This is a genomic window from Desulfobotulus pelophilus (assembly GCF_026155325.1).
In the GTDB taxonomy this organism is placed as follows: Bacteria; Desulfobacterota; Desulfobacteria; order Desulfobacterales; family ASO4-4; genus Desulfobotulus; species Desulfobotulus pelophilus.
In genome coordinates this window covers 66,895-84,997 of record NZ_JAPFPW010000003.1, presented here as the reverse complement: position 1 = coordinate 84,997, position 18,103 = coordinate 66,895, and the positions used below count along the sequence as shown (strand labels likewise).

12 protein-coding genes are annotated in these 18,103 nt (G+C 52.9%); 5 read left to right on the top strand and 7 right to left on the bottom strand.

The genetic code is table 11. The annotated features are described in order from the left end of the window. Positions 1-216: 216 nt before the first annotated feature. Positions 217-1,497, top strand: a complete 1,281-nt coding sequence (locus tag OOT00_RS04055) for a citrate synthase (protein ID WP_265424013.1) — start codon at positions 217-219, stop codon at positions 1,495-1,497. Positions 1,498-1,623: 126 nt separating this feature from the next. Here the strand turns inward: OOT00_RS04055 and OOT00_RS04050 are convergent, their stop codons facing one another. Both OOT00_RS04050 and upp read right to left on the bottom strand, forming a co-directional pair. Then, positions 1,624-2,859, bottom strand: a complete 1,236-nt coding sequence (locus OOT00_RS04050) for a uracil-xanthine permease family protein (RefSeq protein WP_265424012.1) — start codon at positions 2,857-2,859, stop codon at positions 1,624-1,626. 19 nt (positions 2,860-2,878) lie between these two features. Beyond that, positions 2,879-3,505 (bottom strand): uracil phosphoribosyltransferase, encoded by a 627-nt coding sequence (gene upp, locus OOT00_RS04045; RefSeq protein ID WP_265424011.1) that lies wholly within the window; start codon positions 3,503-3,505, stop codon positions 2,879-2,881. A gap of 330 nt (positions 3,506-3,835) precedes the next feature. Here upp and priA point away from each other — a divergent pair, with 330 nt between their 5' ends. After that, positions 3,836-6,232 carry a replication restart helicase PriA gene (priA, locus tag OOT00_RS04040; protein ID WP_265424010.1) on the top strand — a complete coding sequence of 799 codons (2,397 nt, stop codon included), beginning with the start codon at positions 3,836-3,838 and terminating at the stop codon, positions 6,230-6,232. 220 nt (positions 6,233-6,452) lie between these two features. Here priA and OOT00_RS04035 read toward each other — a convergent pair whose 3' ends face one another. From OOT00_RS04035 to OOT00_RS04020, 4 genes are all read right to left on the bottom strand, one after another. After that, a complete protein-coding gene (locus tag OOT00_RS04035) occupies positions 6,453-8,900 on the bottom strand; it encodes a CehA/McbA family metallohydrolase domain-containing protein (RefSeq protein WP_265424009.1) in 2,448 nt (815 codons plus the stop codon). A gap of 27 nt (positions 8,901-8,927) precedes the next feature. Continuing rightward, positions 8,928-10,865 (bottom strand): M48 family metallopeptidase, encoded by a 1,938-nt coding sequence (locus OOT00_RS04030; RefSeq protein WP_265424008.1) that lies wholly within the window; start codon positions 10,863-10,865, stop codon positions 8,928-8,930. Between the two features lie 19 nt (positions 10,866-10,884). Then, entirely contained in the window at positions 10,885-11,475 is a 591-nt protein-coding gene (locus tag OOT00_RS04025) for a LemA family protein (RefSeq protein WP_265424007.1), read from the bottom strand. Between the two features lie 61 nt (positions 11,476-11,536). After that, a complete protein-coding gene (locus OOT00_RS04020) occupies positions 11,537-13,012 on the bottom strand; it encodes an amidase (RefSeq protein WP_265424006.1) in 1,476 nt (491 codons plus the stop codon). 746 nt (positions 13,013-13,758) lie between these two features. On the opposite strand from OOT00_RS04020, the gene OOT00_RS04015 reads away from it, so the two are divergent. The 3 genes from OOT00_RS04015 to OOT00_RS04005 all read left to right on the top strand — a co-directional run bounded on the left by OOT00_RS04015 (position 13,759) and on the right by OOT00_RS04005 (position 15,667). After that, complete coding sequence (locus OOT00_RS04015; RefSeq protein WP_265424005.1) at positions 13,759-14,544, top strand: substrate-binding periplasmic protein; 786 nt, start codon at positions 13,759-13,761, stop codon at positions 14,542-14,544. Then, positions 14,537-14,716, top strand: coding sequence for a hypothetical protein (locus OOT00_RS04010; protein ID WP_265424004.1), 180 nt, complete (start codon positions 14,537-14,539; stop codon positions 14,714-14,716). The genes OOT00_RS04015 and OOT00_RS04010 overlap by 8 nt, the downstream gene beginning before the upstream one ends. 204 nt (positions 14,717-14,920) lie before the next feature. Further along, positions 14,921-15,667: a substrate-binding periplasmic protein gene (locus OOT00_RS04005; protein ID WP_265424003.1), complete on the top strand. Its 747-nt coding sequence runs from the start codon at positions 14,921-14,923 to the stop codon at positions 15,665-15,667. A 97-nt stretch (positions 15,668-15,764) separates the two neighbouring features. On the opposite strand, the gene ptsP is transcribed toward OOT00_RS04005, so the two are convergent. Next, the gene (gene ptsP, locus OOT00_RS04000; protein ID WP_265424002.1) at positions 15,765-18,050 is read right to left on the bottom strand and encodes a phosphoenolpyruvate--protein phosphotransferase; all 2,286 of its coding nucleotides are present in this window, start codon (positions 18,048-18,050) and stop codon (positions 15,765-15,767) included. Positions 18,051-18,103: the final 53 nt, after the last annotated feature.

Genomic DNA, 18,103 nt, shown 5'->3' with positions numbered 1-18,103 from the left:
CTTTGCAGGCGCAGGAAGTTTCCGACATAATAGAATAAAATAGAGGTTCTGAAAACCCCCCGTGAAAAAAACAACGACAGGAGTCCCCCTCCCTTCTCTCTTCGCCATTCTTGACCCCGCATGTCCGAGGACGTATATTAGCCAGTTTAAAACCAGGGCTTTTTCAGGTCTTTGCCATACACAACGGCGCGCACAACCGCATCTAAAGGAATCCATATGACAGAAACCGTTACGCTCATCATTGAAGGCAGGGAATACAAGCTCCCTGTCATTGTGGGAACCGAAGGTGAAAAAGCCTTTGACATCAGCTCACTGCGCCATAAAACCGGTTATACTACTTATGACCCCGGATTTGGTAATACGGCCAGCTGTGCTTCCGCCATCACCTTCATGGACGGAGAAAAAGGCATTCTTCGCTACAGGGGTATTCCCATTGAAGATCTTGCGGAAAACGCCACTTTCATCGAAACGGCCTATCTGCTTATCAACGGCCACCTCCCCTCACCGGAAGAACTTAACCGTACCCGGGTCCTTCTCAATGATTTTTCCATGGTTCATGAAAGCATGCAGATTTTTTTTCAAAACTTCCCTCAGGGCTCCCATCCCATGGGCATTCTTTCCGGCATGATCATGGCCTTACGGAGCTTTTATCCGGACATGGGGACGGAGGAAGATATGAACACCCACTTTCTTTATCTTCTTTCCAAGGTTCGCACCATGGCGGCCATGTCCTACCGCTTGTCCAGAGGAGAAAAGGTTGTCTATCCCAGACACGACCTCTCCTATTGTGCCAATTTCCTTAACATGATGTTTGACAGCCCGGTCCATCCCTACATTGTGGAAGAAGATCTGGTAAGAGCCCTCAACGTTTTCCTCATCCTCCATGCAGACCATGAGCAGAACTGTTCTACCTCCGCCGTCCGGGTTGTGGGTTCCAGCAAAGCACCCCTCTATGCTTCCATTGCCGCAGGTGTATCCGCCCTCTGGGGTCCTCTCCATGGCGGAGCCAATCAGGCCGTTATCGAAATGCTGGAAAAAATCCACAAAGAGGGTGCCACCATAGACGAGGTGATCCGCAGGGCCAAAGACAGAAAGGATCCCTTCCGGCTCATGGGTTTTGGTCACAGAGTCTATAAAACCTATGATCCCAGGGCAAAAATCATTAAAAAAATGTGCGATCGGATCCTTGGTAAACTCAAAAAAGAAGACCCTTTACTGGACATCGCCAAAAAACTGGAAGAGGTGGCCCTCACAGATCCCTATTTCGTGGATCACAATCTCTATCCCAATGTGGATTTTTATTCCGGCATTGTTTTAAGGGCCATGCGCATTCCAACCAACATGTTCCCGGTTATGTTCGCCATCGGACGACTCCCCGGCTGGATTGCCCAATGGAAAGAAAGCATGGAGGATCCTTCCCAGCGTATCAGTCGGCCCAGACAGATTTATACGGGACTACCGGAAACCCGTTACCATGATATCATGGACAGGAAATAAAAAAGGCATGTTCCTGTGGAGCCAGCCAGCACCACCGGAACATGCCCTTCCCACCCCTTCTTCTGCTTCCCTGAAAACAGCACAGAGAAAAGGGGACATAATACCTGCCCCCTTTTTTTACCCCACCTATCTTGCTCTGGGCAGAAAAAGGTTCAGCACAATTCCCAGAATAGCGGCAAGACCGATGCCCTCAAGGGAAAACTGTCCTGCGGAAAAACTCATCCCTCCGATACCAAAAACCAGGATCAGTGCCACAATGGCCAGGTTGCGGTTCTGCATCAGATCAATGCCCGAACGCACCAGACTGTTCAGGCCCACCACCATGATGGCACCGAAAAGAAGCAGCATGATCCCACCCATCACCACAGCAGGAATGGTGGACAGAAGAGCCCCCAGCTTACCCACAAAGGCAAGGACAATGGCGGATATGGCCGCCCAGGTCATTACCCCCGCATTGTTAACCCCCGTAAGAGCCACGGCTCCGGTTACTTCCGAATAGGTGGTATTGGGAGGTCCGCCAAGAAAAGAAGCAAAACTTGTGGCCAGTCCGTCTCCCAGCATGGTGTTTTCAATACCCGGGTCTTCCAGATAGTCTTTACCGGTAATGGCACCAATGGCCAGCACATCGCCAAAATGCTCTATGGCCGGAGCAATGGCAACGGGAATAATAAAAAGAATGGCCGCCAAATGAAATTCCGGAGCGGTAAAGGAGGGGATGGCAAACCACGGGGCTTCCTTTACGGGCGTAAAATCCACCAGCCCATGGAACATGGCCAGCCCATACCCCACACTAATACCACACACAATGGGTATCAGCCGGAACATACCCCGACCCAGAAGAGAAACCAGAACAGTGGTGCCAAGGGCAGCCATGGAAACGCTAAGCGCTGTTCCCCTTGGAACCACATCATCGGGGTTGGCAAGCCCTGTGGCCATAGTAACGGCTATGGGAGCGAGAATCAGACCAATAACCATGATCACAGGCCCTGTCACCACAGGAGGCAGAACACGGTGGACAATGGCAACACCCTGCCAGCGAATGAGAAAACTGAAAAGAACATACACACCGCCCGCAGCCACAAGGCCACCCATGGTGGCTGCAATCCCCCACTGAGCCACACCGATGGAGATCGGGGCAATAAAGGCAAAGGAAGATGCCAGAAAAACCGGAACTTTACCCCGGGTCACCAGCTGAAAGATCAGGGTACCGGCACCCGCCGTAAAAAGGGCCACATTGGGATCCAGGCCCGTTAGAAGCGGCACCAGCACAAGGGCACCAAAGGCCACAAAAAGCATCTGCCCTCCGAGAAGGGCGTCTTTTCCACGGAAACGGTAGGCCGTGGGGTCATGCTGATCCTGCATAGAGACTCCTTATGGTAAATTATCGGGTGCCGAAAATTTTATCACCCGCATCTCCCAGGCCCGGGAGAATATATCCTTTTTCATTCAACCGCTCATCCACGGCAGCCACATAGACGTCCACATCCGGGTGAACTTTTTCAAGACGAAGAAGCCCCTCCGGTGCTGCCACAAGGAAAATTCCCCGTATCTGTGTACAACCGGCTTCCTTTAAAAGATGAATGGTTTCAATCAGGGTACCACCTGTGGCCAGCATGGGATCCAGTATCAGAGCCATACGCTTATCCATGTCCGAGGCCAGCTTCACATAGTAACGCACAGGCTCCAGAGTCTCTTCATTACGGTACAGACCCACCACACTGACCTTGGCAGACGGAATCATGTCCAGCACACCATCCATCATACCCAGACCCGCACGAAGAATGGGAACCACGGTAATTTTTTTCCCCTTGATCTGCTCCACGTCAACGGGACCGGCCCAGCCTTCCACGGTCACGGATTCCGTTTCAAAGTCTTTGGTGGCCTCATAGGTTAAAAGTCTTGCCACCTCATTGGCAATGGCCCGAAAATTCTTGGTTGCCAGGTCCTTATCGCGCAACAGTCCCAGTTTATGCCGAATCAGCGGATGATCCGCCACATGAACAGCCATACAAAACCTCCTTGTGGGGAAGAGTGATCATAAGCAGGAAACGGTTCCGGATCAGAGGTCTTACGACGGATCCGTCAGAGCCGGTCAGAGCGCAAAGCCTCCCATCCACCCCGCGCCTCCTCCGGCCATATCTCTTCCGGAAATAACAATTTCAGGAAAAGACACACAGGGCATTCACTACTGAAATAATTGAATTTTATTGCTTTTTAAAGCAGTGAATCCGCACTACATTAAAGGAAGGTCTCCCATCGGTCAAGTCCAAAGCATGCGCCTTGTCTGTCCCGACACAAGGTGCTACATATACAAATTTATCCACAGGATTTCTTTTTTATGGACACTTCCATGCCCTCCCAGGCCCTTCTAATCAGCGTAGCTGTGGATGCTCCCCTCATGACCCCTTTTACCTATGGCGTTCCGGACAAGCTGCGGACCTCTGTAACACCGGGAATCCGGGTGCTGGTCCCTCTAGGAAAGCGGACCGTGACAGGCTATGTTCTCCGGATAACGGCTTCCCCCCCAGACGGTATCCGCATTGTGGATATTCTCGATGTTCTGGACACCTCTCCCCTCGTACCACCGGAGCATCTGCCATTTTACCAGCGCATGGCCGCCTACTACCACCATCCTCTGGGAGAAACTCTGGCCACGGCCCTCCCCTCAGGCCTCAACCTTTCCGACCGCAGTATGGTTGTACTGACAGACAAAGGGCAACATGCCGGACCGGAACACCCATTCAACTGCTTTCTGGATAAGCTGGCCCGAAAACCCATCCCACTGCAGAAACTACAGGGAATGGAAAAAAAACAGGTAACACAGCTCCTTGAAGAGGGGTTGGTAGCCATTGAACGCATTTTTTCCCCCAAAAAAGCCAGCCCCAGAACCCGTAAAACCTACGCGGTGACAGACGGCATGCAGCCCCCCCTCTCCACCAGCCCTGCCCGCCTTTCTCTCTGGGAATGGCTGAAAGAAAACGGCCCTGCGGATACAGGCCGGATACAACAGGTTATGCCCAGCCCAACGGCTTCCTTACGCTGGCTGAGGGAAAAGGGACTTATCGCTGAAGGAGAGGTTCGTATTTTCAGAGATCCTCTGGGTGACACGGTGGAGCAGGACAGCCCTCCCCGGCTGAATGACGAACAGAAAAGTGCTGTTCAGACCATCCTTGACCACATGAACAGGGGCTTTCACCGGTTTCTCCTCCATGGGGTTACGGGATCGGGTAAAACAGAAGTCTATCTGCATCTGGTGGAAGCCTGCCTTGAAAGGGGAAAAACAGCCATTGTTCTGGTACCGGAAATTGCCCTCATCTCCCAGATTGCCGGTCGTTTTCGTGCCCGGTTCGGAGAAAAGGTAGCCGTCCTGCACAGCGGACTTTCCAAGGGAGAAAGACTGGATCAGTGGGAAAAAATTCTTTCCGGAGAACTGCCTCTTGTGATCGGAGCACGATCGGCAATTTTTGCTCCCGTGCTGAAACCCGGAATCATCATAGTGGATGAGGAACATGACCCTTCCTACAAACAGGATACGGGCCTGCGTTACAACGGGCGGGATATGTCCATCCTCAGGGCACAGCTTGAAAACTGTACCGTTGTACTGGGGTCAGCCACCCCTTCGGTTCAGAGCTTTGAAAATGCCCGAAACGGCAGATTTTCCCTGCTCAAGCTCACAAGGAGAGTCAACCAGCGCCCCCTGCCGGAAGTCAGTCTCGTGGATCTGAGGGAAATGAAACAGGCTTCCGGCGTGGAACGCTACATCTCCCGCCCGCTGTACGGTGCCATGAAAACAGCCCTTGAAAAGGGAGAACAGGTTCTCTTGTTTTTAAACCGAAGGGGGTATGCGGGTTTTCCCGTATGCGGTGCCTGCGGTGAAATTGTCCGGTGTCGCCACTGCGACATCTCCCTCACCCTGCATAGAAAGGCCAATGCCTTTCTATGCCATTTCTGCGGATTTTCCATGGCATCCGGCCCTCTCTGCCCGTCATGCCGGGCACCGGAGGTCCGGGTTCTGGGGATGGGTACGGAAAAAGTGGAGGCAGCAGCCCACTATCTTTTCCCTGATGCCCGTATTCTCCGCATGGATCAGGATACCACCGGTAAAAAAGGTCAGCTCATCCGCATGCTGCGTCAGATTCGCAACCGTGAAGTAGACATTCTGGTGGGAACCCAGATGGTGGCCAAAGGACACGATTTTCCCGGCATCACCGTTGTAGGTATTCTCAATGCGGATCTTGGCTTAAGTTTTCCCGATTTCCGGGCTGGGGAACGTAACTTCCAGACGCTTGCCCAGGTGGCGGGCCGGGCCGGGCGGGGTGAGCTTTCCGGCAGGGTGATTCTTCAGACCTACAACCCGGATCATTACAGTATTCGAACGGCCTGCTCCCAGGACAGTGAAGCCTTTTTCAAGGAGGAAATCACCACCCGCCGAATGCTGGGATATCCACCCTTCTCCCGGATGATTCAGATTCGCATTTCTGGTGAAAAAGAGGAAAGGGTTCAGGAAACCGCCCGGATGGCGGCGGAGGCGGCAAAATCCGCTTCATCAGGGAAGGTAAGAATTCTGGGACCGGCAGAGGCCCCCATTGCCCGCATGGCGGGCCAGTTCCGGCATCAGATTCTTCTCATGGGAACGGATATTGCCTGTCTCAATGAAAGTGCCATGGCTGCTGTGGATATCCGGGTTTCCGGTGTCCGCCTGCTCATGGATGTGGACCCATACTCAATGCTATAAATAAGATTTATTTGAAAAGCCCAAAAACGTGCCAACCTGTAGACATCAGAAAGGGAGGTTTCCAGAACGGCTTTTCCTACCGCTTAAGAGCTTATCCAAAAATTATTTTTAGCCGCCAGCAGTACACCCCGTAACCAGTTGCAACCGGCTCAACACCACACAATATATTGCGTATCAAAAGGTTTTCGGAGAGACTCTTACACCGGAATAAAAGCTCCTCTCAAGGATCCACCCAGACCCACACAGGGTTGGAAATAGCCACTCTGCCCATCATATCCCAGGCCATAAAGCTGTACCAGGTACTCTTATCCGGCTTCACGGTGAAGGAAAGGGTTTCTCGCCGCACACTGCCATGCAAGATGCGCCTGTCCAAAGGATCTCCCATGCCCTTGCCTTCGGTATACATTTCGACCTTTGCCAGTCCACCTACAGCAAAGGCATCAAGATCCAGCACAAGATCCTCTCCGGTCTTTACAATGCAGAGATCGCCAAAATGAATTCGGCTCGTAAAAAAAAGCGGCCCCGTGGAAACATAGGATCGCCCCCGTCCAAGAGCCTCCATGAAACCCGCAGGTGAGACAGCCCCCTCCACCCGGGCATAGGTTCGCATCTCACCCACCAGAGCCGGATCAGAAGAACCGGATCCTCCTGCAAAATAATAGGCCCTGTTTTTCTCTTCCGTATAGCCGTTCCACAGGTGCATGGTATCTTCCAGAATTTTTGCCCCTCTGCCATCAGCTTTGGAAAAACCCATCTCCGGCACCAGACCAAGAAGATCCGCCTTAGCATGGAACGGGCTACCCTCCTCTTCCTCCCGACTGTGGCTGCCATTATCCTTCCAAACAGGCAGAACCATAGAAAGTCCCCGGCTGCCAAAAGCCCGATCGGGAAAAACAGCATCTGCGGGAACAATCTCCCGTACTGGCCCCTCCACAGTACTGTCCTCAGGCTTCCGGCCTGCATCCACGGCAAGGCAAAAAAGCAGGCCCACCATTCTTGCATCGGAAAACTGCCGGACCTCGGTATGGCCTTCTCCTTTTCCACTATCCACCACAAAGTCCAGACGGGCACCCAGTTGGGACATGACCAGATCCTCCGCGGAAACCCCACCCCTGCCGGTTTCCATCCGGTGGCAAAGATCCGCACTGAACCAGCCCTCCTCTTCCGGAGCCATATGGGTTTCAATGGCAGCGGAACGGTACTGCTTCTCTCCAGACACCACCCAGGTACTCACTTCTTCAGAAAGACTGGTAAAACCATACCCGGACAAAACCCTGAAAGAAGCACCCCCCTCCTTGAGAGCCATGGATACACGGCCAATACTCTCCAGATCCGTCATCCGGGTCCGGGGACGGAGATATTTCACCGGCGGAACGGGTCCATCCACCAGAATCACCGCATCCACAGGATTACCCGTATGTCTGTCCGTCACATAGAGCTCCACATGCCCTCCCCGCCCCACGGCATGGGTATCGCTGAAAGCAAGAAAAAGATCTTCGCCTCCCCTCACGGAAACCTTCTTGCCCTTCCCGGCTTTGTACCCCATGCCCATGGGCACGATATGATAGTCTCCTTCGGGAAGGACAAAGGCAAAGGAGCCATCCTTCTTGCCCACATGCCAGATAAAAGGCTGCATGCCCGCATGCCTCTCTCCGGAAGGGGGATAAGCGGAATCCTGCAGAAAGCCCGTGAATCGGCACTCCTTTTTCACCAGGAGTACGGGATCAGCCACAGGCCTTCCGTCATCCACCTTCACCACCCCCCTGATGCTGGCGGAAGACAGACCTTTTTGGGTTACCACTCTCTCCAGAAAAGAGGAGGTCTGGCCCCTCACATCAAGTTGAAGCTCTGCCCTGAATACACGGGTTTCAGCCGGAGCCAGATCATATTGATGGTACAGACTTTTAGTTTCATGCCCGCCCCTGTAGCTTTCCGCTTCATCCACCAGAAGACTGACAGCATAGTCCTCACCATAGCTCACAACAAAATTTCCGAAAGGTTCTTCCACCTTTCGGCCCACGGGGATACCCTCTGCGGGCGCATCCGGTTCCGGCACACCGAAGGGACCCGACATGAAACCACCACGACCTTTCATGGTAAACCCGCTCGTAAGCCCTCTCCGGATTCCTTCACCGGAATGGATAAGCCGACTTTCAATCTTCAGGACAGAAGCCCCCTTTTCCAGGGCGTAACGAACCCGGACCTCAAGACTTCCTTTGCCCTCACAGGTCATCTCCACACAGGACATTTCTACTGCAGCCTCTCCACCACGGCCCCGGATCACATCGAAGCCCTCACATGCAAACGCAAGGGGATTATGCTCTCCCTCTACCCAGAAAGACAGATCCGTGAGCAGATTCAAACCGAAACTGTCCGGTCCTTCCATAAAAGCCAGACCGGCAATACCTCCAACGGCCCCACCTTTCCCGGCTGATTCTCCCCGGGACAGGGTCACCGCAAACACATCGTTACGGAGGGTCAGCACATCACCTTCTTTGGCCGGACTGCTCCGGATGGGTGACGGGCCGAACACCATCCAGACGCCATCCCACTCCTCTTCCACACCCGTAACCTGAGGCACCCTTGCACAGGCTGTCATACAGACGATCAGCCAGACAACCGCAAATACCCATTGTGCTGCTTTCGTAAGTCCTTCCGGCTGCTTCATGGTAATCTCCTAACCCCGCGTCCGGAATTATGCCGTCAGCTGGGGCAACACCGGAGGCACAGGAACATGCAGACAGGCACAGATCGTCCGCAAAAGCTCCGCCTCCTCAAGGGAAAGCCTGCCATCATGGGAAGCCGTTATCACAAGAGCCTGAATTAACTCACCCTTTGTTGTCATATCCAGTACTTCCAATACGGGCAGGGCTCTGTCCATGTCTCCGGTCCAGTCCAGAGGGACTCCATAGGGCGGCACATCCATGGGAAGTATCCGGCTGATACCCGCCATAAAAGCCCTGCGCGCCAGAATCTCAGACTCATGGCCCTGCCAGGCCAGAACGGAAAAAATACGTACCAGCGCATCCCGGCACTGCCCCCTTCCGTATCGCTTCCTTTCTGTTCCGCCGGTCCTCTCCATCCCTTCCATACGGTGTTTCAAAAGACGCACAAGACAATATTCAAACACCGTCATCTTACCGTCCAACATAACCATGGCATCCATCAGTTTAACAAGGATCCGTTTTTCTTCCCTATCTACCTGACGCAATGAAGAAAAAGCCAAATCTGACAGGGGAAGGCTCAGAAGAGGATGCAGTTTCCGGGCTTGCGGCAGCAGCCCTTCCACCTGCCGGAGCCTCGCCTCGCCCATGACGGAGGCAACCTTTTCCAGCTGCTCTGCCATCATATCCCTCTCCCTTGCCAGAAAAAGGGCCGGGAAAAGGGCAGAAACACCCTTCACACTCCGGGCGGCATGAAGAAGGGGATCGGGTATGGCCGTCATGGCGGAAACGGCATGAGTCAGCCGATCAGGAGGAGGAGCCTCCACATCCTGCAGCACCGCTTCACTGAACGAAGAGGCCGCTACCGTCTCCCTTTTTCCCGTCAGGAAAGCCCATGGATCATCGGAGGACCGAAAGGCAGAGCGGCCTCGCCCCTCTCCTGCTCCCGCCGTACCCGGAGCAACCCCGACCTTCATTTCTTCCGGCCGGAAAAGGGGATCAATGGCTTTGATTCTTTCTTCAACGGGAGGATGGGTTGCCAGCATGGATATCCAGAAGGACTGGCCGCTGGCAAACAGCATGTGACTGACCTCTTCCCTGTCCGCAGCCTTCAGGTGGGAGCCCGCAGAAAGACCAGCAATTTTTTTCAGGGCACCCCCGATGCCATCGGGATTTCTTGTGAACTGCACCGCAGAGGCATCCGCCAGAAACTCTCTCTGGCGGGAAACGCCTGCTTTGATCAGGCGACCCAAAATAACTCCTATGTATCCGACAAGGAGAAGAGCCAGACCGAGGATATGACCACCTCCGCCCTCCTTACGGCTGCTGATGACACTCCTTCTCCGCCCACCGCTATACAAAAGCCCACGCCCGATCACACTGATGGCAAGAATACCGTATAGCAGTCCCATCATACGGATATTCATCCGCATGTCTCCGTTCAGTATATGGGTGAACTCATGGGCGATCACACCCTGCAGCTCATCCCGGCTCAATGACTCCAGTGCACCCCGGCTTACGGCAACGGCAGCATCTTCCGGCATATATCCAGCAGCAAAGGCATTAATCCCCTTTTCCGATTCCAGCACATAAATATGGGGCGTGGGCAGACCGGAGGCTATGGACATTTCTTCCACCACATTGCACAAACGCCGAAGCAGAGGATCATCGCTGTCCGGGTCCACCCAGGTACCGCCCATACCCGTTGCCACCATATCTCCGCCACTGCGCAGCCGACTCATGCGATACCAGCTGGCACCGCCAATGATCAGCAGGGTCAGCAGGCTGACCGTTCCGTGGGCTTTTACCGATGCATTCAGTCCCTGAAAACCGCTTTCAAAAAAACTAAAAAGAAAAACGCCCACTGCCAGATTCACCGCCAGTACAATCAGCAGCACAGCAAGGAGAAACAGTAACACAAGCCTGCGCGTATTACGGCGCGCTCTGTCCTGATGTTCAAAAAAATTCATTGCCCCGGCCTTTCATCCTTCAGGAAAAAGAAACCCTGGGCACTTCGCGTTTCGCCTGGTCATCTATTTCCAGAAGAGCAGCACCCTTGAACCCAAAGCGGGAGGCAACAATATTTGACGGAAATTGTTCACAACTGACATTATACGTCATTACGGCATCATTATATGCCTGACGGGCAAAGGCAACACGGTTTTCCGTGCTGCTCAGTTCCTCGGAAAGCTGTTTCATATTATCACTGGCTTTCAGGTCCGGATAAGACTCGGAAAGGGCCATAAACCTGCCCAGCATCCCCCCCAACCCCTGCTCCGCAACATTCAGTGCCTTCATGGCCTCAGGGTTTCCCGGATCAGCCGCTGCCCTGCGCAGACCGGAAGACGCCTGATTTCTTGCTGCGATAACCGCCTCAAGAGTTTCTCTCTCATGGCTCATGTAGGCTTTAGCGGTTTCTACTAGGTTGGGGATAAGATCGTAACGTCGGGTCAACTGCACATCAATCTGGGCAAAGGCATTCTGAAAACGATTTTTGAGGGTCACCAGCTTGTTATAAATAATAATAGTGAAAATCACCGCAAGGCCGACAACAACACCCAGTCCGACAATCCATTCCATATGCAACTATCCTTTCCGTTAAAGTAATGGGGACAGAACAATCAAAAAATCATCACAAACCTTAAAGGCGCGGCCGCCTGTCTGCCCATGGAGCCGCTCTTTCCAGCTGCCCTGCAAGGGAAAACAGGGTGGCATCCCTACCCATTGCCGCCGTAAAAAGCATACCAAGGGGCAACCCTTCATCTGTCCAGTGCAGAGGAAGAGAAATCCCGGGCTGACCTGTTATATTACCGCATATGGTAAACGCCATACGACTCAGGGTTGGAGCAGCAAAGAACCTTGCCAGACCACTCTGCAGCAGAACCCGGCTTCCCGGAAGCCAGGATCCTGCTACCAGAAGAGCTTCTTCCACTGCAGAAGGCGGAATCACTCCGTGACGGGCGGGCGGGCCAATGAGTGAGGGAGTAAGCAGCACATCCCATTTTTCAAAAAAGCGCCCCATTTCCAGTTGTACGGAATGCCACCCCTCCTTGGCCCGGACAAAATCCATGGCTGAAAGACTTCTGCCCAGTGCAGCCATATTGCGGGTAGCCGGTTCCAGTTTTCTTACCGCAACCATACCGCCTTTCTGCTTCACCCGGTAAACAAGGGCTGCGGTATGACCGCAGACCACCGTAAGGTAGTCTTTCCAAAAACGGCTTCGGTCAACGGCGGGATCAGCCTCATCCACACAGTGGCCCATAGACTGCAAAAGATGTACCGTTTTACTCAGCCCCTTACGGGCTTCCTCGTCCACCCCTGTCTTCACCATGGGACGTGAGGAAACGGCAATGCGCAAAGAGCCGGGGACTTCTTCACAGGCCGCAAGACAGGACCGGTCAAGCCGGGACACCCTGTAGGCAGCCCCGGTTTCAGGACCGGAAACCGCATCCAGCATAGCCGCACTGTCCCGTACGGAACGGGTGATCACATGACCGGAAACCGCTCCTTCCCAGGGCTCACCGAATTCCGGTCCTACGGGAGTCAGCCCCCGTGACGGCTTGAAGCCAACAACACCGCAACAGGCGGCAGGAAAACGGATGGAACCTCCCCCATCATTGGCTGAAGCCATGGGTACAATACCCGCTGCCACCGCCGCTGCCGAACCACCGGAAGATCCACCCGTACTGAAACCTTCCTTCCATGGATTATGCGCCGGACCAAAGGCTTTGGGCTCCGTGGTTATGGTCAGACCAAATTCCGGTGTGCTGGTCTTGCCGAAAGGAATCACACCCGTGGCAAGATAACGGCTTACCAGTTCGCTGTGGTCTGCCGGTATCTCACGAACAGCTCTGCTACCCATGGAAATGGGCTCTCCCGCAAAGTTATCCATCAGATCCTTCAGCAGAAAAGGAACCCCGCTAAAAGGGCCATTGTGTGGACCTTCCTGTACCATCTGCCGCGCACGCTCCTTAAACATGTGCACAATAACATTCAGTCTCGGATTCAAACGCTCCGCCCGGGCCAATGCGGCCTCCAGCACCTCTGCCCGAGAAACATCTCCCTTTCGGATCAGATCCGCCAGCCCCATGCCGTCATACGCTGCATATTCTTTCATCTAAAATTTTCGCTCCTCTCATCCAAGGCAGAACACAAACATTGATTTAACGTATAAAAAATGAAACCAATCTGGGACAGACAATCTCTCGACGACAACACTGCCCAACCAATGCTTTCGGATCCGGCCTCCTCCACACTCCAGCTGTGCAGACACTCTTTCATGAAGTAAAGGCCGCCATCCGGCCACCGGCCCCAGTATCTTTAGCCCCCCACAGGAACTCCCGGACGCAGGGATCGTGAGACATCCGGTACGACCCTGATAAGAGATTACATATCCGACAACACGTATCACATCCGGAAAACCAGGCCGCTTCACCAAAGCCCCAGATAATGCTTGCCTCGTAATTTCTGACTGTAATTACTGTCAATCTACCAGCACCAATACCAGTTTGCCCATACCTGCACTGTAACAGAAAAGATAAAAACCCATAAGAAGCTGACAAAAAATATGCATAATGATAAAAAACCAAACATGAAATGATATAAAAAACACCTTGCATCAAAAATATCTTTCGGCAACCTACGGTACCTGTGATATCTGCTTAAGCAGAATCCGTCGGTCGACAGAATGCAGATGCTTTCAATGCCGGAAACAAACAACAGGCGTAAAAATCCGGTTTTATAAACGGATCACACTGCCATCGGCCATTGACGTATCCCGCCGGAGAGACCTGCGGAAAGACAAGCAAAAAGATTCACGTGTCTTGCTGCTATTTATAATTTTTTTTACATTAAGGATCTGTAATGAAACAAAACAAAGCACCCATCATCGTACTCCTGCTTTCCCTTGTTCTCTGCCTCACAATTGGCGGGGGCATCTGGTTCTACATGTCTCTGGACCGAAACCTGTCCAAAGGGGTAGCAAAAGACTCCACAACCCTTGTCATTGCCAATGGAGAATGGATTCCCTATCAAGGAGAAACCCTAAGGGAAGGCGGGCCCATGACCCGAATTGTCACCGAAGCCTTCAAGCGCCAGGGATGGGAAGTTGAATACCTTTATCTCCCATGGGCCCAGGGACTCTCCATGACAGAGAAAGTCAACGCAGATGCCACCATGCTTTACAGTTATAATGAACAGCGCGGCACAAAATTTTTTTACAGCGACCCCGTCCTTCAACTTGACACGGTTGTGTTCTACAACCTGAACAAGCCTCTTCAATGGGAAAATCCAGCCGATCTCAAAGGCCTCACCCTTGGTGGGGTGGAAAAATATGACTATGGTTTTGTCCGGGAAGAAGACGGCTACAGAATAAGGCGCAGCGCCTCATCAGAAAGCAATCACCGCAGGCTGGCAGACGGACGTCTTGACGGTACCATGGACGAAGTTCTTGTGGGAATGAAAATACTCCGGGAAAATAACCTTCAGCATCGTATTTCTTTCCATCCGACACCCATCAAAAGAACGGATTATCATCTGATCGTCTCCAAAGAGCATCCCAGAGCCACCATCATTCTGGAAACATTCAACAAGGGGCTGGCATCCCTCAAGGAAGACGGAACCTTCAAAGCGTTTCTTCATTATGAATAACGGAATCCAGGTAACCCGCAGCCAATGGCAGGCTGCGGGAACTGGCAATCTTACGCAGAAGTTCTCTTATCGGACAGCAAGAGAACATTCCATGGAAAAAAAGGAAGGTCAGATTCCTGCGCATACACGCATTGTTTCATCGGTGCTGCGACAGGAATCACCGGAGCCGTAACTCTCAACGCATGGAAAATGCTGTGGCAGCTAAGGAACGGACAGGCGATATGGTAGCGAAGGGGCAGGCGAAGTGAATAAAATGAAACGTAAACTTCCGTAACGCATCAACCGCCTTGCTCTGTAATCCGTTGTTACCCGGATCCACCACCGGTTAACCGACAACCATAAAGCCCAGAGGCACTATGCCAGACGAGGAGCCCCTATGAAAATCCTGACAAAACTATTCTTTCTACTCTTTTTCATAACCGCCCTTACGGTACATGCAGATACAGAAAAACCGCTTTTAGGAGCTACCCTCAACTGGGAACCCTATATCGGCGTCAGTCTTCCGGAAGAAGGATATGTTGCCCAAATTGTACGGGAAGCATTCGCTGCCGGTGGAGGGTATACTCTGGACATTGAATTCATGGCCTGGACATGGGTCGTGGCCCTTGCCGGTTCAGGACGCTATGATTTTTATTTTCCTGAATACTATGATGCCAAACTGGAAGAAAACTTTCTTCTTTCCGATCCCATACCCGGAGGCCCTCTCGCCTTTTTTAAAAGAGCCACAGACCACATCGCCTATAAAAATCTGCAGGACCTGAAACCTTACAAAATCGGTGTTGTCCGCGGCTATGTCAACACCCCGGAGTTTGATGCTGCCCATTATCTGACCAAAGTAGAATCCATGAGAGACATCGACAATATTCAAAAGCTGCTCTCTGGAAGCGTAGACCTCATTGTTACAGACCAGTATGTGGGCCTCTACATTCTCCGTACCCAGATGCCAGAACGGATGAAAGACGTGACGGTTATCACCCCCCCGCTGGAAATCAAGGATCTCTATGTCTGCATTCCCAAAAACGCCCGCAATGCAAACGAGCGTATGCAGGCTTTCAATCTCGGGCTCCAGCAGCTGAAAGACTCCGGGCGAATCCGGGAAATCATTGCCAGCCATGGATTCTGATACAAAACGGCAAAGAGCCTGCCGCTATCCTGCTTCATTGAATACTGTTTTTTCACAAGTCTTGCGGGCCCCATAAACCATGGCAGTGCATGATTGGTCATGCGCGTTTCTCCACCCCGATGTATGAGGCCACGGAAGCAATGGAAGACATGCCAAGCAGCTCTCTGGCATGCTCTTCCGCTTCCCGCAGATCCATGGTCTGAATCTGCTGCTGCACGGCTGGCATGAACTGTGGATCCAGACTCAAGGTACGGATTCCTACCCCCAGCAGGAAAGGAATCAGCGCCGGTTCATGTGCCATCTCCCCGCATACGGAAACATCCACACCTGCCGCCCTGCCAGCTTTTCCTATACGGGCCAAAGCCCTCAGCACCGAAGGATGCCAGGGCTGATAATAATGAGCCACCCTGGGATTACTCCGGTCTACGGCCAGCATATACTGAACAAGGTCATTGGTACCAATGGAGAAGAAATCCGCTTCTTCTGCAAAATCCTCAATCAGCTCGAGAGCAGCTGGAAGCTCCACCATCATTCCAATCTGAGGTGCTGAATGGTAAGATATACCCTCTTTTTCCAGGGCTGTCATGCAATCATAAACAATGGAGCGGGCTTCCCGGAATTCATCCAGACTGGAAATCATGGGAAACATAATCCTTGGACATACGGAACCTTCTGCTGCCCTCAGAATGGCCCGGATCTGAGCCTCAAAGACATCCCTGTGCAAAAGAGAAAAACGAATGGACCGAAGCCCCAGCTCAGGGTTACTCTCTCCCGCACTGTCCACATGGGAAAGCACCTTTTCTCCACCGGCATCCAGTGTCCTTATGGTGACCACACGGTCCGGCATTGCCGCAAAAAGCCTTCGGTAAACCTGATACTGCTCCGTCTCCGTAGGAAAGGCCGAACGTATGAGAAAAGGAAACTCACTGCGATAAAGGCCAATTCCCTCCGCCCTGCTACGGATCGCCAGGGGAACTTCGGACAGGAGATTGATATTGGCAAAAAGCCGGACCCTGCCACCATCCCTGGACCATGTGCTCTCACTCATGGTTCCGGTGAAAGACTCCGCAGCTGACCAGGCTGCCTGAGTCCGGACAAAGGGTTCCCGTATGCTGTCATCCGGCCGCACATACAGGTTACCTGCGGCACCATCCACCAGGAGAGGCGTTCCTTCCGGAATCCGCAGTACGCCAGATTCCTCTACTATCACCAGAGGAATCTGCAGTGACCTGCACAGAATTGCCACATGGGAGGTCAGGCCGCCGGAGACAAGAACTATACCGGTCACATCCTCACTCACAAGCTTCAGTACATCCGAAGGGAACAGTTCGCCTGCCAGGGCAATCCCCCCATTTTTCACCCCTTCGGCATCTTTCCCTTCACCGGGTTTCAGGTTTCTCAGAAGCCTGCAGGCAAGATCCTCTATATCCGAAACCTTCTCCCGTATATAGGCATGGGACGACGACGCAAAAATGGCGATGTAATGCCCGGCTGCCGCTCTGACAGCGGCCATGGGAGACAGGCCAAGATTGATCTTTTCTTCAATCCGCCGCCGGAAGGAAGGATCTTTCAGCATCATGAAATGCGCCGTGAAAATCAGCGAAGCACTTTCCGGAAGTCTGCGGGCAAAACGCTCCTGCAACGCATTGAGCTCTGCCAGAGTTTTATCAAGGGCTGCATGAAAACAAGCCATTCCTCCGGATCTTTCCGGCTCTGCCTCATCCCGTAGAATATCACAGCGATGCATACCCAGGATCAGCGCAGGCCCCATGGCACAGCCCGGTGAGGCGGCCTTCCCTCGCACCAGGGAAAGGGAAGGCGTACGGGCCTGGAACAAGCCAGCAGATCCCTCAGCCCCGCCCCCAAGGGACAGCAAAAGACGCGCATTCTCAAGGGCACTGCCCAGCTGAGAAGCTGTCGCACGAAGGGCCCGCACATCCATATCCCCAAAGCTGTCCGCCTGTTCATGCTGTACAACAAGCACACCGATACGCACGGCCCCCCTGTGAATGGGTACGGCCAGAAAAGAGAGAAGCTGATCTTCTCCAGCTTCTGAAAAATACAAATAATCCGGATGGATACGACATTCACCCGTACAGAGGGGTTGCAATGAATCAAAAACCCTGCCCACAAGCCCCTCTCCCGCAGCCATGGAAACCACACCAACAGCTTCCGCCCTAAGCCCCATGGTTGCACGAAGAACCAGGCGCTCTGCGGATTCATCGTAGAGATAAATGGAACAGACCTGCGCTTTCAGATGGCGGGCAACCAGTGCCACCGTCTGATCAAGGAACATATGGATATCGTCAGAATCCCTCAGGACACTGATCAGCTCACCCATATCACACAAAAGATTCAGATGATCCGCATACCCTGTCTGCATACAATCCGCATCCTTTACAAAAAAGTTACCAAAAGGAGCATTCTGCGTAAAAA